This is a genomic window from Methyloversatilis sp. S146-33, assembly GCF_059552495.1.
The window spans coordinates 51,578-64,437 of record NZ_JCANOT010000033.1 but is presented as its reverse complement, the minus strand read 5'-3'; the positions used below and the strand labels follow the sequence as shown (position 1 = coordinate 64,437).

At 66.5% G+C, this 12,860-nt stretch carries 12 protein-coding genes and 1 pseudogene; 1 reads left to right on the top strand and 12 read right to left on the bottom strand.

Annotated elements, in window-relative coordinates:
* Nucleotides 1–2 precede the first annotated feature (2 nt).
* The 4 genes from AC51BJ_RS13850 to AC51BJ_RS13835 all read right to left on the bottom strand — a co-directional run bounded on the left by AC51BJ_RS13850 (nt 3) and on the right by AC51BJ_RS13835 (nt 4,105).
* Nucleotides 3–1,982 (bottom strand): AsmA family protein, encoded by a 1,980-nt coding sequence (locus tag AC51BJ_RS13850; RefSeq protein ID WP_496280610.1) that lies wholly within the window; start codon nt 1,980–1,982, stop codon nt 3–5.
* Between the two features lie 35 nt (nt 1,983–2,017).
* Nucleotides 2,018–2,344, bottom strand: a complete 327-nt coding sequence (locus AC51BJ_RS13845) for a BON domain-containing protein (RefSeq protein WP_496280609.1) — start codon at nt 2,342–2,344, stop codon at nt 2,018–2,020.
* Between the two features lie 187 nt (nt 2,345–2,531).
* On the bottom strand, nt 2,532–3,944 hold the full coding sequence (locus AC51BJ_RS13840) for a phospholipase D-like domain-containing protein (protein ID WP_496280608.1): 1,413 nt from the start codon (nt 3,942–3,944) through the stop codon (nt 2,532–2,534).
* 8 nt (nt 3,945–3,952) lie between these two features.
* Complete coding sequence (locus tag AC51BJ_RS13835; RefSeq protein ID WP_430434951.1) at nt 3,953–4,105, bottom strand: hypothetical protein; 153 nt, start codon at nt 4,103–4,105, stop codon at nt 3,953–3,955.
* 192 nt (nt 4,106–4,297) lie between these two features.
* Here AC51BJ_RS13835 and AC51BJ_RS13830 point away from each other — a divergent pair, with 192 nt between their 5' ends.
* A complete protein-coding gene (locus AC51BJ_RS13830; protein ID WP_496280607.1) occupies nt 4,298–5,752 on the top strand; it encodes an NAD-dependent succinate-semialdehyde dehydrogenase in 1,455 nt (484 codons plus the stop codon).
* 7 nt (nt 5,753–5,759) lie between these two features.
* Here AC51BJ_RS13830 and AC51BJ_RS13825 read toward each other — a convergent pair whose 3' ends face one another.
* From AC51BJ_RS13825 to AC51BJ_RS13790, 8 genes and pseudogenes are all read right to left on the bottom strand, one after another.
* A complete protein-coding gene (locus AC51BJ_RS13825) occupies nt 5,760–5,948 on the bottom strand; it encodes a heavy-metal-associated domain-containing protein (protein ID WP_027490961.1) in 189 nt (62 codons plus the stop codon).
* Between the two features lie 19 nt (nt 5,949–5,967).
* A complete protein-coding gene (locus AC51BJ_RS13820; RefSeq protein WP_496280606.1) occupies nt 5,968–6,669 on the bottom strand; it encodes a queuosine precursor transporter in 702 nt (233 codons plus the stop codon).
* Nucleotides 6,670–6,744: 75 nt separating this feature from the next.
* Nucleotides 6,745–7,092, bottom strand: a complete 348-nt coding sequence (locus AC51BJ_RS13815; protein ID WP_430434954.1) for a GvpU-like protein — start codon at nt 7,090–7,092, stop codon at nt 6,745–6,747.
* A 91-nt stretch (nt 7,093–7,183) separates the two neighbouring features.
* Nucleotides 7,184–7,786, bottom strand: a complete 603-nt coding sequence (locus AC51BJ_RS13810; RefSeq protein ID WP_430434955.1) for a hypothetical protein — start codon at nt 7,784–7,786, stop codon at nt 7,184–7,186.
* Nucleotides 7,787–7,878: 92 nt separating this feature from the next.
* Nucleotides 7,879–8,043: pseudogene (locus tag AC51BJ_RS13805) on the bottom strand (NAD(P)(+) transhydrogenase (Re/Si-specific) subunit beta); the annotation flags it as partial.
* A 280-nt stretch (nt 8,044–8,323) separates the two neighbouring features.
* Complete coding sequence (gene pntB / locus AC51BJ_RS13800) at nt 8,324–9,742, bottom strand: Re/Si-specific NAD(P)(+) transhydrogenase subunit beta (protein WP_496280605.1); 1,419 nt, start codon at nt 9,740–9,742, stop codon at nt 8,324–8,326.
* Between the two features lie 66 nt (nt 9,743–9,808).
* On the bottom strand, nt 9,809–11,443 hold the full coding sequence (locus AC51BJ_RS13795; RefSeq protein WP_496280604.1) for a Re/Si-specific NAD(P)(+) transhydrogenase subunit alpha: 1,635 nt from the start codon (nt 11,441–11,443) through the stop codon (nt 9,809–9,811).
* Nucleotides 11,444–12,024: 581 nt separating this feature from the next.
* The gene (locus AC51BJ_RS13790) at nt 12,025–12,840 is read right to left on the bottom strand and encodes a PP2C family protein-serine/threonine phosphatase (protein ID WP_341423281.1); all 816 of its coding nucleotides are present in this window, start codon (nt 12,838–12,840) and stop codon (nt 12,025–12,027) included.
* Nucleotides 12,841–12,860 lie beyond the last annotated feature (20 nt).

Below are 12,860 nucleotides of genomic sequence, written 5' to 3'. Positions count from 1 at the left end.
CCTTACCGTCGGGACGGCGTGCTGCAGCGGGCCAGGGCGGACTTTGCGCCGTCATCGCCCGGATCGATCAGCGGCAGCAGCGCGGCCAGCGGGTTCACCAGTGCCAGCGCCGCCGCCGGCAGCAGACGGGCCAACAGAGGACCTTTTTCGAGCGACACCTCAGGCTGGGCGAAATGGCCGGTGATCCGCACTGGCGTGCGCAGGCTGAGCGGCGATATGTCCTTCGGTGCAGCACGCGCCACCAGGTCCAGTCTTTCGTCGACCAGCGACAGCGAGCCGTCTGCGCTGAGCGTCGAATCGGCCGTGTCGACGCGCGCGCTCGCTACCGTCACGCGGCCCTTGCGCACCTGCAGATCGGCGACACCGCAGGTCACGGGCAGCGCGGCGTCGCCGCTCAGCATGACACCCAGCGCCTGGGCGACGTCGATGCCGGCCGCTTCGACCGCCAGGTGCGACACGCGTCCCTGCGTCCACACCAGCGCCGCATGACCGTCGGACGACGCCAGCAACTCGGCTGTTGACCGCCCCTGACCGCGCAGTTCGATGCGACCACCGACGCGCCCGGCGACGTAGGGCGGCGCGTCTGCGGCGCGCGGCTGACGTATCCACTCCTCCAGCCGCAGCCCGCCGCCACGCAGCTGCACGTCCCACTGCGCAATGTCGCCACGACCGTCGAGACCGATGCGACCGGTGAGCCAGCCCTGCGCCAGCCGAGCTTCGATGTCGCGGATGTCGAGCACGCCGTCGGCAAGGCGCAGGCTGCCGCGCAACGGTGCGATCGCCTGCAGCGCGTCGCTGCCCGATTCGAAGCGCTCGATGTCGATGCGTACGTCGGCATTCATGGCACGCAAGGACGGCAGATCGAAGCGGCGGTCCGGCAATACGCGTCCATTGCGCCGCGCGGAGGATTGCTCGCCCGCCGGTACGCCCACCGCCGGACCGAGATCGGCCAGCCAGAGTACGCTGCCATTCAGTGTGCCGCCCAACCAGGGCACCCGGTCGCGCCCGGTCTCATAGCGGAACTGGCCGGCCAGCCGGCTGCCGCCGATTTTCGCGGTGTCGATCGCCGTCTGCCAGGCATCGGGCTTGCGCTGCAGTCTGCCCTGCAGCGAGAACGCGGGGGTCGATGGCAAGGTCATCGCGAGGGCGTCGCCCAGCACCGCGAGCGAGGGGCCGCTCACCGTGTAGCGCCCGTCCAGTCCGCGCTGCGTCAGCAGATCCTGCACCCGACCGTCGAATGACAGTGCGGCACGGCCAAGCTTCAGCGCCAGCGTCATCGGCACTGCAGGCACGTCGTCTTCGCCGGACAACCAGGGCAGTGTGGAGCCGGTGCTCAGGGTCGCCGTCAGCGGCGACTGGCGATAGCGGCCGTCGACGCTCGCCCGGATGCCACGGTCGTCCCGCGCATCTCCGGTCCGCTCGCTGCCGTCGCGCATCGAGAAGTTCGCCGTCAGTGCCAGCGCGAGCGGCGCGTCGTCGACCACGAGCCGCCCCTGCACCACCTCGACACGTGCCGGCTGCACCCAATCCAGCAGCGGTCGGCCCGGTTCATTACCCGTGCGCTCGAACTTCCAGTTGGCGCGACCGTCCTCGCCGCGTGCGAGGTGGAGGTCCAGCCGTTCGGCAACCAGGCTTTCGATGCGCAGCGGCGCACCGCGCAACATGTGGAACACGTCCGCATAACGCAACTTCAGGCGGGCTGCATGGGCGTCGATCAGCGCCTGATCCGGCGCCCACTCCGGACCACCGATGCGCAGACGGCCAACGCGAAGGTCGATGCCACCGAGAAGTCGGAGCGAGAAGGTGTCGCGCCCGCCGAGGTCCACCGGGCGCGCGACAGCAGCCGTCAGCCAGCGCTCGGCAGGCTCCGCCAGAAAGAACCAGCCACGCCATTCGCTCCATGCGAACAGCGTGGCCAGCAGACAGCAGGCGGCGAGAATGAGGCGGCAGGCCAAGCCCGCCACGGTGGAACGCGCACTCATCTGCCTCTCCGGCTCGCCGCGTTCCCGCTCAAGCATCAGCCCTGCTTGGCGCGAATCTGGATCGCGTTCTTCACCGATTTGGCACCCTTGACGCCGCGCGCGATGCGCTCGGCCTCCGCCTTCTCGGTGGCGTCCTTGGCGAAGCCGGACAACATCACCTCACCATTCAGCGTTTCGACGCTGATGGCCGACGCGTCGACCGCCTTGGACTCAACGAACTTGGCCTTCACCGATGCGGTGACGGTCGCGTCGTCGATGTACTCGCCGACCGAGGACTGGTCTCGCGTGACGGCGCAGCCCGGCAGCACGGTCAGGGCAGCCAGGGCGGAGAAGGCGGTAGCGAGCATGAGATTGGAACGCATGATGAACTCCCTTGTAATGAACGCTGGCCGCCGGTCGCGACCGCTGCGCAATGAACGGAATCGATCTCGACAGCGCCCGGAACCGGGCGGAATTCATGCATCCGTCAAGTCGATGACTGCAGTCTAGGGGGGACGCCTCGGCCTGCCCGTCGGACAAGCGCCGTCCGCCGTGTAGGACAGCGCCGGCCTACCACCAGCGCTCGAACAGTCGCGCTACGCGCTCCTGCAAACGCTGCCACAGCGGTCGTCTGCGCCAGGTCTGCGCGTCGATGGTCTGCGACGCGGCGACGTCGCGCTCGAACATGCGCGTCATCGCGTCGCCGAAGTCCTCGCCGAACACCACCGCATTGACCTCGTTGTTGGCGACGAAGCTGCGCCAGTCCATATTGCTGGAACCCACGGTCGACAGCACGCCATCGATCACCGCCGTCTTCGAGTGCAGCACCGCGTCCTGCAGTTCGTGGATGCGCACGCCGGCGTCGAGCAGTTCCTGGTAGTAGCTGCGGCCGGCATGCAGCACCGGCGAGAAGTCGCTGACCGAGGGCAGCACCAGTTGCACGTCGACGCCGCGTCGTGCGGCGTCGGCCAGCGCATCGATCATGTCCTGACCGGGTGAGAAGTAGGCCATGGTCAGGTGCACGCTGCGACTTGCGGCGTCGATCGCGGTCAGCAGCATGGTGTAGATGCGGTTCTGTCCGTCGTCCGGCGAGGACGGCACGATGCGCACGGCGTGCGGGCCTGCGGCCTTTGCAGCCACCGGCGCTATGGGCGGAGGCAGCGCCGGCTCGCAGTGCTGGCTGCGCCAGGTGTCGCGCACCAGATCGTCGAGCGCTGCGGCGGCCGGGCCGCGCAGTTCGATCTGCGTATCGCGCCAGCCGTTCTGCTCCGGTGCGCGCGACTTCTTGCCGAACGAACCGGAGGAATAGACGGCGCTGATGTTGATGCCGCCGGTAAAGGCGATGTCCCGATCAACCACCAGAATCTTGCGGTGATCGCGATGAGTGATGTCCTGATAGCGGCGCTTGCGCAGCGGCGACAGCGGATTGAATTCGCAGACGGCGACGCCCGCCGCGCGCAGCACTTCGAAATAGTCGCCACTCGTGCCGATGGAGCCGACCGCGTCATGGATCAGCGCGACCGACACGCCCTCGGCACGCTTGCGCACCAGCAGCGCGGCGAGATCCTGCGCGATCTTCGCGTCGTCGATGATGTAGCTTTCGAGCAGGATGGAAGTGCGCGCGCGCGCGATCGCGCTGAACATCGCATCGAAGGTGGCCGGACCGTCGATCAGCAGACGGGCGGCGTTGCCTGCGTACAGGTCGACGTCACCGAACTCCGCCATCGCGGCGAGCTGCCGCTTCAGCGGCGAACCGGCACCCTCACGCCCGATGCGGTCGACCAGTCGCGCACGCTGATCGTGGTCGAGCCGTCCGCGCGGCCCGGTCACGTCCATCTTCGCAACCACCTGGTGCGCCGCCGGAGCCGGGCCTTCTGCCTTGGTCTCCAGCGTGCGCGCAGCCGGCAGCGACGCCGCGCACCCGGCCGCACAGATCGCCAACACCGCGAGCAGCAGCCGGCCGCGACGTCTCGACGCGCACATGAGCGTGGTCAGCGCTGCAGCGGGCAGGCGGCTGCAGGCAGCTGCAAGGACGGGATGAGGAAGGGCAGCGCGCATTCGCAGCCCCAAAGCGCCTGCACGTCGTCGTTGTCGGCAGGGGGGCGGAGCTTCGGCTGTTCGACTTCGGTCGTCATGCTGTTCATCGGCGATCTCCTCCGGAAGCGATTCGACGGCGGCCGCGTTGCCGCGTCGTGCAGCCACTTTACGGAGCGCGGGCGCCGCGTCGTGTCGGCGGAGACCGGGCCGTGTGTAGGAATTCATCCCGGTCTGTGTGCACAACCGTCGTTCGCGGGGACAATCGAGCTACTTCCCTGCGCAACGCCCGACCCGATGCCATGCTGTTGAACGATCCATCGCTGCTGCACACCCACTGCCTGATCGCTGGCGGCTGGACGCCCGCCGACGACGAAGGCGTGATCGAAGTACGCAATCCAGCCAGCGGCACGCTGCTGGCGACCGTGCCGCGCTGCGGTGTCGCGGAAACACGGCGCGCCATCGACGCCGCCCACGGCGCACTGCCCGCGTGGCGCGCGCTCGGCGCACACAAGCGCGCTCAAAGGCTGCGCGCGTGGTTCGCGCTGATCAACCAGCACGCCGACGATCTGGCGCGGCTGATCACCGCCGAAGGTGGCAAGCCGCTGACCGAGGCGCGCGGCGAAGTGCGCTACGGCGCGTCCTTCGTCGAGTGGTTCGCCGAGGAGGCGAAGCGCACGTACGGTGAAACCATCCCGTCGCCGGATCCCGGCCAGCGTCTGCTGGTGATCAAGCAAGCGGTCGGCGTCTGCGCAGCGATCACGCCGTGGAACTTTCCGCTGGCGATGATCACGCGCAAGGCGGCGCCGGCGCTGGCTGCCGGGTGTACCGTCGTGCTCAAGCCGGCCGAGGCCACACCGCTGACTGCGCTGGCGCTGGCCGATCTGGCCCTGCGCGCCGGCATCCCCCCCGGCGTGCTCAACGTAGTCACCGGCGAGCCAGCCGACATCGGCGGCGAGCTGTGCGCGCATCCCTGGGTGCGCAAGCTGTCCTTCACAGGATCGACCGCGGTCGGGCGTCTGTTGATGACGCAGTGCGCGCCGACGCTCAAGAGACTGTCGCTCGAACTGGGCGGCAATGCGCCCTTCATCGTGTTCGACGACGCCGACCTCGAACTCGCGGTCGACGCCGCCGTCGCCGCCAAGTACCGCAACAGCGGGCAGACCTGCGTCTGCGTGAACCGCTTCATCGTGCAGTCGGGCATACACGACGCGTTCGCCGCACAGCTGGCCGTGCGGACAGCGCAGCTCAAGGTCGGCGACGGCATGGAGGACGGCGTGCAGCAAGGCCCGCTGATCAGTGCAGCAGCGGTCAGCCGGGTCGAGGAACAGGTGGCCGACGCCATCGCGCGCGGCGCCACCGCGCTGTGCGGCGGGCGCCGTCACGCGCTCGGCGGCAACTTCTTCGAACCGTCGGTGCTGGTCGGTGCCCGCCCCGACATGGTGCTGGCGCACGAGGAAACCTTCGGGCCGCTGGCGCCGGTGTTCCGCTTCGACCGCGAGGACGAGGCGATCGCGCTGGCCAACGACACCGAATCCGGTCTCGCCGGCTACTTCTTCACGCGCGACATCGACCGCGCCTGGCGCGTCGCCGAAGCGCTGGAGTGCGGCATGGTGGGCATCAACACCGGCCGGCTGTCGAACGAGGTGGCGCCGTTCGGCGGTATCAAGCAGTCAGGCTTCGGTCGCGAAGGTTCTCGCTACGGCATCGAGGACTATCTCGATATCAAGTACCTGTGCTTCGGCGGCGGCCGTTGAGCGCGGATCAGACCGCGTCGTAACCGGCCGCCTCGACCGTCTCCAGCAGCCGCTCCCGCGCGAGCGCCGCGTCGTGCTCGATCTCGGCGTCGCCGTGTTCGAAATGCACGGTCACACGGTGGACGCCCGGCAGCGCAGCAAGGGCGCCTTCGAGGCCCGCGACGCATTTCCGGCAACTCATGCCGACGATGCGGATGCGTGTGCGCGAGCTTTCCTCAGGCGCGCAGCGAGAAGGGGTTGAAGTCGGTATCGCGGTCATAGTAGTCCTCGTTCTCGGCCCGTTTCAGCCAGGCGACGATGCGATAGGTGAGCGGCGTGAACGCGACTTCGACCCCGACCTTGGCGACGAACTGGGCCAGCATGACGGCCGGCAGCTGTTCGTCCGGAATGATGCCAGTACCCCAGAACGCAAGCGGGTAGAACAGCAGCGAGTCGACGCCTTCGCCGCACAGCGTCGACCCTATCGTGCGCATCCACAGCCGGCGCCCCGCCATCCACAGCTTCATTTTCGCCAGCACAAAGGAATTGACGAATTCGCCGCAGCAGAAGGCAATCAGCGACGCGATGGATACGCGCCAGGCCGAACCGAAGGCGATCTCGTAAGCCTGCTGGTTGTGCCAGAACGGCGCCGGCGGCAAGGCCACCACGACTGCGGCCATCACCGAGGCGAAGGCCAACGCGGCGAAGCCGGTCCAGATCACGCGACGCGAACGCGCATAGCCATAGACCTCGGTCAGGATGTCGCCGAACACATAACTGATCGGAAAGAACAGCACGCCGGCGCCGAAGGTGAGCGTGCCGAGCAGTGGCGCGTCGATCTGCGCGATCTTGGCCGGGCCGATCAGGTTGGAACAGACGAGCACGGTCACGAAGGCGACCATGACCCAGTCGTAGTAGCGGTATTGACGTGCAGCCATGTTCGCGGCCCGGATCAGCGTGGACCGCGATTGTGCATTGCCACAGGCGGTCCGTCAGCCCGGACCGCGCCCGCTTCAGACGCTTTCGAGAAAACCCAGATGGAAGGCCGACACGCGGTCCAGACCGATGCGGCAGACGACCGATTCGTTGGCGGGCACCGGATCCTGTCCTGGGGTGAAGTACATCGCGTCACGCAGATGGATGAAGGCGCGCGCACCGTCGTCTGCCGGCGTGCCCGCCGCCAGCGCATCCTTGATGCCCTGCTCGATCGAGGTGGTGAGTATGTGGTGCTGCATGTACTGCGCCCGGCTGATGACGAAACCGGAGATCAGGAAGCCATCGACCACCAGCGTGACCGCCGTTTCAAGCTTGGTTTCGGATTCGGCGAACTTGACGATGAGTTCGAGTATCGGGTCTTGCATGGCGCCTCCTTGATGAAGGGATGTGTGATCGGCTTCTGCCGCATCCCTAGAGTACTCTGCAGCCGCGCGCAGAACCATCGACCCTGACAGCTCAGGCCGACTTGCGCTCGTCGGTATCCGCTTCAGGGAGCGGAGGCAGGATGACCTCGGCGAGACGGCGGGCCCGCATCACCATGATCACACCGACAGCCAGTTGTGCCATCGCCGCGGCTCCACTGACGTGTGCATCGGCGGTCAGGTCGCTCAACTGATAGCCACTCCTCAGAAAGTGCGCTGCGCTGATTGCATAGGTCAGGGCAGGCTCAAGCGCCTTGAGCCCGATTACCGCCAGTCCGACCGTCACGCAGGCAACGACGATCACCTGTTGCCCGTTCAGCGTGAGCCGATTGTCGTGCCGGGTACGCGGCACGAGGCGATGCGCAAGCGCCATTGGGAACAACCACATGAACACGGCAATGACCGAAAAGAGCGCGGCGGACATCAGGTACAGCTCGTTCATGTCGGCATTGCTGCTGTCGCGCAAGGCATACGCGATGCCGAACATCTGGATCACCCAGACGCCCAGCCAGATGGCGAAGAGTCTGACCGCGAGACCGACGATCTGTTGTGGGGTCATCGAAAAGGACCGGGACGAAAGAATGGCGTCGATTGTCATATGACGAACGCGCACCCACAAGCAGTATTCCGGCAGCACGAAAGAAAAAACCGCGCGCCGCTCACGCGGACACGCGGTTTTCCCCGGGGTATGACGGATCAGCTCAGTGCCTTGATATGGCCGATCATTTCCACCAGCGCCACGGCGGCCTGCAAGAACTCCTCGTTGATTTCCTCGAGGTCGAAGATCTGCTCGCAGGGCACGCCCGCTTCGGCCCGCAGCACGTTCATGTGACGCGGCATGCGGCCCGCGACCGGGTGGATGGCGAACTTCACCTCGACGCCTGCCTCTTCCAGCGGAAACTTTGCTACGCCCCCGATTACCTTCGAGCTGCGACCTCTATTACCTCCGCATGCTCATCTCCATTGGTGTTGCTCAGGCAACCGTCCGGGCTGATGACAGCCGCACATTGCGTGCCCACCACCATGGGGCCGGCGATTGTGTTTTACCCTGACCCGAAACTGACGCAATGCCCCAGGCCGCAGCGGGACGTCATGCTGCGCTACAAAAAAAGGCGGGCAACAGGGCCCGCCTTGGCACGTCGGGCCGGGCCTTCCGGCCCGACACCGTGTCCGATCAACTCTTGAGCGCCACCAGGATCTCGTCGAGCATCTTCTTGGCGTCGCCGAACAGCATGCGGTTGTTGTCCTTGTAGAACAGCGGGTTGTCCACGCCCGCGTAGCCGCTGGCCATGGAGCGCTTCATGACGATGCTGGTGCGGGCCTTCCAGACTTCAAGCACCGGCATGCCGGCGATCGGGCTGGTCGGGTCGTCCTGCGCGGCCGGGTTGACGATGTCGTTGGCGCCAATGACCATGGCCACGTCGGTGTCCGGGAAGTCCTCGTTGAGTTCGTCCATTTCGAAGACGATGTCGTAGGGCACCTTGGCTTCGGCCAGCAGCACGTTCATGTGGCCAGGCATGCGGCCGGCCACGGGGTGGATGCCGAAGCGCACGTTCACGCCCTTCTCGCGCAGGGTGCGGGTGATCTCGAACACCGTGTGCTGGGCCTGGGCGACGGCCATGCCATAGCCGGGAACGATGATCACATTCTTGGCCTCGCGCAGCATCTCGGCAGTCTCGGTGGCGCTGACGGGCGTCACCTCGCCCTGGGGCTCGGCGGCCGCGCCGTCGGCCTTGGCGGCCGGCGTGCCTGCGCCACTGCCGAAGCCACCGGCGATCACGCTGATGAAGTTGCGGTTCATCGCGTTGCACATGATGTAGGACAGGATGGCGCCCGATGAGCCGACCAGCGCACCGGTGACGATCAGGAGGTCGTTGCTGAGCATGAATCCGGTGGCGGCTGCCGCCCAGCCGGAGTAGCTGTTGAGCATGGACACGACCACCGGCATGTCGGCGCCCCCGATGGCCATCACCATGTGGATGCCGAACAGCAGCGCCAGCACCGTCATGATGATCAGCGGGGTCATGCCGTCGGCGACGCTCTCGGCACGGATGAACTCGCGGCCGTACCAGATCACCACAAGCAGCGCGATCAGGTTGAGCCAATGGCGCGCCGGCAGCAGCAGGGGCTTGCCGCCGATCTTTCCGTTGAGCTTTCCGAAGGCAATCAGCGAACCTGAGAAGGTGACCGCACCGATAAGGATGCCCACGTAGATTTCGACTTCGTGGATGGCTTTCTCGGCACCTTCGAGTTGAAGCGACGTGTCGACATAGCTGGCGAAGCCGACCAGGCAAGCGGCCAGACCGACCAGGCTGTGCATCAGCGCGACCAGCTCGGGCATCTGGGTCATCTTGACCGCTTTCGCGGCGTACAGGCCGATGCTGCCGCCCACCACCAGCGCGCCAACGATCCAGGGAATGCCGGCGGGTGAAACGCGCGGCCCGAAGACCGTGGCGAGCACGGCCAGCGCCATGCCGACCATGCCGTACAGATTGCCGCGGCGCGACGATTCCGGGTTGGACAGGCCGCCCAGACTGAGGATGAACAGGATGGCGGCTCCGAGGTAGGCCACCGTGGCAAGGCTTTGGGACATGGGTGTCTCGTCTCTTTCTTGTCTTGATCGGTCGGGGACAGAGCCGAAGCTCCGTCCCTGGTGTCCTTACTTTTGGAACATCGCCAGCATGCGGCGCGTCACGGCAAAGCCGCCGAACATGTTGATCGCGGTCAGCACGATGCCGACGAAGGCGAGCCAGAGGATGAGCTGGTCCGGTCGACCGTTCGCACCGGCATCAGGCGGCGCGATCTGGATCAGCGCACCTATGACGATGATGCTGGAGATGGCGTTGGTCACGCTCATCAGCGGCGTGTGCAGCGCGGGCGTGACGTTCCAGACCACCATGTAGCCGATGAAGCAGGCCAGCACAAAGACCGTGAAGTGGCCCAGGAACGCGGCCGGCGCGAACGAACCGATGGCCCAGAACGCCAGAGCCCCCACGGCGAAGATGATGGCCAGCGTCTTGGCGGGCATCGGGCCGCCGGGACCGTGCCCGTGACCGCTCTTCTTTTCAACCGCTGCGGCGGCCGGCTTGGGCGCGGGCTTCGGAGCGGCGGCGATGGGCGGTGCCGGCCAGGTAATCTCGCCGTCCTTGATCACGGTCAGGCCACGGATAGCATCGTCGTCCATGTTGACGTTGATGACACCGTCCTTGGTCTTGCACAGCTCTTCGGTCAGGCGGAACAGGTTGGTGCCATAAAGCGTGGACGACTGGCGTGCCATGCGTGAGGCCAGGTCGGTGAAGCCGACAATGGTCACGCCATGCTTGACCACGGCCTTGCCCGGTTCGGTGAGTTCGCAGTTGCCGCCCTGTTCGGCCGCCATGTCGACGATCACGCTGCCGGGCTTCATGCTGCGCACCATCTCGGCCGTGATCAGACGGGGTGCAGGCTTGCCCGGAATCAGCGCGGTGGTGATGATGATGTCCACCTCGCGCGCCTGCTGCGCGTACATCTCGCGCTGCGCGGCCTGGAAGCCTTCGCTCATGACCTTGGCGTAGCCGCCGCCGCCCGAGCCCTCTTCCTCGTAGTCGACCTTGACGAACTCGCCACCCAGCGAGACGACCTGGTCGGCCACCTCGGCGCGGGTGTCGTTGGCACGCACGATGGCGCCCAGGCTGGCCGCCGCACCAATGGCCGCCAGGCCGGCCACACCGGCACCGGCAATGAACACCTTGGCCGGCGGCACCTTGCCCGCGGCGGTGATCTGGCCATTGAAGAAGCGCCCGAAGGCGTTGGCCGCCTCGACCACCGCGCGGTAGCCGCTGACGCCGGCCATGGAGGTCAGCGCGTCCATCTTCTGCGCGCGGCTGAGCGTGCGCGGCAGCGCGTCGATGGCCAGCACGGTGACCTTTTTCGCCGCCAGCTGCTGCATCAACTCCGGGTTCTGCGCCGGCCAGACGAAGCCGATCAGGGTCTGCCCTTCGTGCATCAGCGCCACCTCGTCGGCGGTCGGCGGACGCACCTTGAACACGATGTCGGCGCTGCTCCACAGCTCGGTCGCAGAGCCGGCGATGCTGGCGCCCGCTTCGCGGTAGGCGCCATCGGACAGGTCAGCCAGATCACCCGCGCCGGTCTCCACGACCACGCCAAAACCCAGCTTGGTCAGTTTGGTCACCACGTCTGGCACGGTGGCCACGCGCTTTTCACCCGGGAAGATCTCTCGGGGGACGCCGATGCGCTGCGGCGTGGGGGCTGCCGCGTTGGCCGCGGCGTTGTCGTTCGATGCGCCAGAAGTCATGGGTAGTCCTCGGTCGATTTGTTGGAATTCGGTCAGTTGCTGCGCGATGGCGCATCAGGGGGCGGAAGCAGTGGCGGAACCGTCAGCCTGCCCCGAACACTGTAGACGCTGTCCGTCGCGGCCGTGTGCAGTTGGCGCCCCCAGCGCACGCTGGCGGCCGACACGCCCTTCGGCAGCGGTTCTATCGATGGCCCAGAGGTGCCGGGGATCACGGGCAATGCTTCGGGCACCACCAAGGCCATCAGATCCACGAAGGCGCCGTTGTAAGGATGTACCCCCTGTTTTAAACGGCCCCTGGCCGCACATGACCGATCCGGCGACGGGCGCATTGTTGGTCGCACGGAGCGCCTACGCCGCGCTCCTCCCCCGCCTTCCGGAGCGCGCAGTCTAGCGTGTCGGGCTTCACGGCGCAGCACTTTGTGCCAAAAAAGATGCACGTTGCGCCGCAACACGCCATAGCCGCTCAGTGTTATTGACAAAGGGCGAATACACATGCCGCACCGCAACACGTGCGGGTGCGTATGCAATGGCGGTGACCGGAAGGGGAAGGCAAGGCGCACGCGGCGGAACGCCGCGGCGGGTCAGGCGGGAAGTTTGCCGAGCTTGCGCCGGGCAGCGTCGAGGCGTTCTTTTTCGGCTTTCTGGCGGGCTTCGACATCCACCAGCTTGATGATGATCAGCGACACGTTGTCGCCGGTCGGGCGACCACGTTCGCGCGCGCGCTTGATGAACACCTCGGCCGCCTCGCGCGCCGAGTACACCGACAGCACGCCGCCCATTTCCTCATCGGAAAAATAGGCCCACAGACCGTCGGAACAGATGACGAAGGTGTCGCCGTCGGACAGCGTGTCGGTGCCGCCGAAATCGATCACCGGTTCCTTCTGCGCACCGAGGCAGTGCAGAAGCAGGTTGCGCTGCGGGTGCGTCTTGGCGCCCTCTTCGTCGAGGCGCCCCTGACGCATCAGTTCGCCGACCAGCGAGTGGTCCTTGCTGCAGCTGACCAGCTTGTCGTCGCGGAAATGGTAGATGCGCGAATCGCCGCAATGCGCCCAGTCGGCGCGGCCGCCGTTCATCAGCAGCACGCAGGCGGTGGAATGCGGATCCTGCTCGGACGTGAAGCGGGTGAGCTTGATGACGACGTGCGATTCCTCGACCACGCTGCGCAGCAGATCATGCGGCGATTCGATCGCCGGGGCGAAGCTCTCGAAATTCTCGCGCGCCTTGTGCACGACCTGCTCAGCCGCCATCGCGCCGCCGCTGTGGCCGCCCATGCCGTCGGCGAGCACGGCCATCAGCATGCCCTTGTGACGGGAATGCGGAAACACCGCTGCGCGATCCTGCTGTTCCTTGCGATCGCCGATGTGCTGCGCGACGCAGCTGTCTAGTTTGAGCGCCATGAAGCTTTCCGGATACCTGT

Excerpts from the sequence above, each read along its gene's own strand:
- AC51BJ_RS13850 (WP_496280610.1), bottom strand. The coding sequence starts at position 1,982 with ATGAGTGCGCGTTCCACCGTGGCGGGCTTGGCCTGCCGCCTCATTCTC.
- AC51BJ_RS13845 (WP_496280609.1), bottom strand. The coding sequence starts at position 2,344 with ATGCGTTCCAATCTCATGCTCGCTACCGCCTTCTCCGCCCTGGCTGCC.
- AC51BJ_RS13840 (WP_496280608.1), bottom strand. The coding sequence starts at position 3,944 with ATGTGCGCGTCGAGACGTCGCGGCCGGCTGCTGCTCGCGGTGTTGGCG.
- AC51BJ_RS13835 (WP_430434951.1), bottom strand. The coding sequence starts at position 4,105 with ATGAACAGCATGACGACCGAAGTCGAACAGCCGAAGCTCCGCCCCCCT.
- AC51BJ_RS13830 (WP_496280607.1), top strand. The coding sequence starts at position 4,298 with ATGCTGTTGAACGATCCATCGCTGCTGCACACCCACTGCCTGATCGCT.
- AC51BJ_RS13820 (WP_496280606.1), bottom strand. The coding sequence starts at position 6,669 with ATGGCTGCACGTCAATACCGCTACTACGACTGGGTCATGGTCGCCTTC.
- AC51BJ_RS13815 (WP_430434954.1), bottom strand. The coding sequence starts at position 7,092 with ATGCAAGACCCGATACTCGAACTCATCGTCAAGTTCGCCGAATCCGAA.
- pntB (WP_496280605.1), bottom strand. The coding sequence starts at position 9,742 with ATGTCCCAAAGCCTTGCCACGGTGGCCTACCTCGGAGCCGCCATCCTG.
- AC51BJ_RS13795 (WP_496280604.1), bottom strand. The coding sequence starts at position 11,443 with ATGACTTCTGGCGCATCGAACGACAACGCCGCGGCCAACGCGGCAGCC.
- AC51BJ_RS13790 (WP_341423281.1), bottom strand. The coding sequence starts at position 12,840 with ATGGCGCTCAAACTAGACAGCTGCGTCGCGCAGCACATCGGCGATCGC.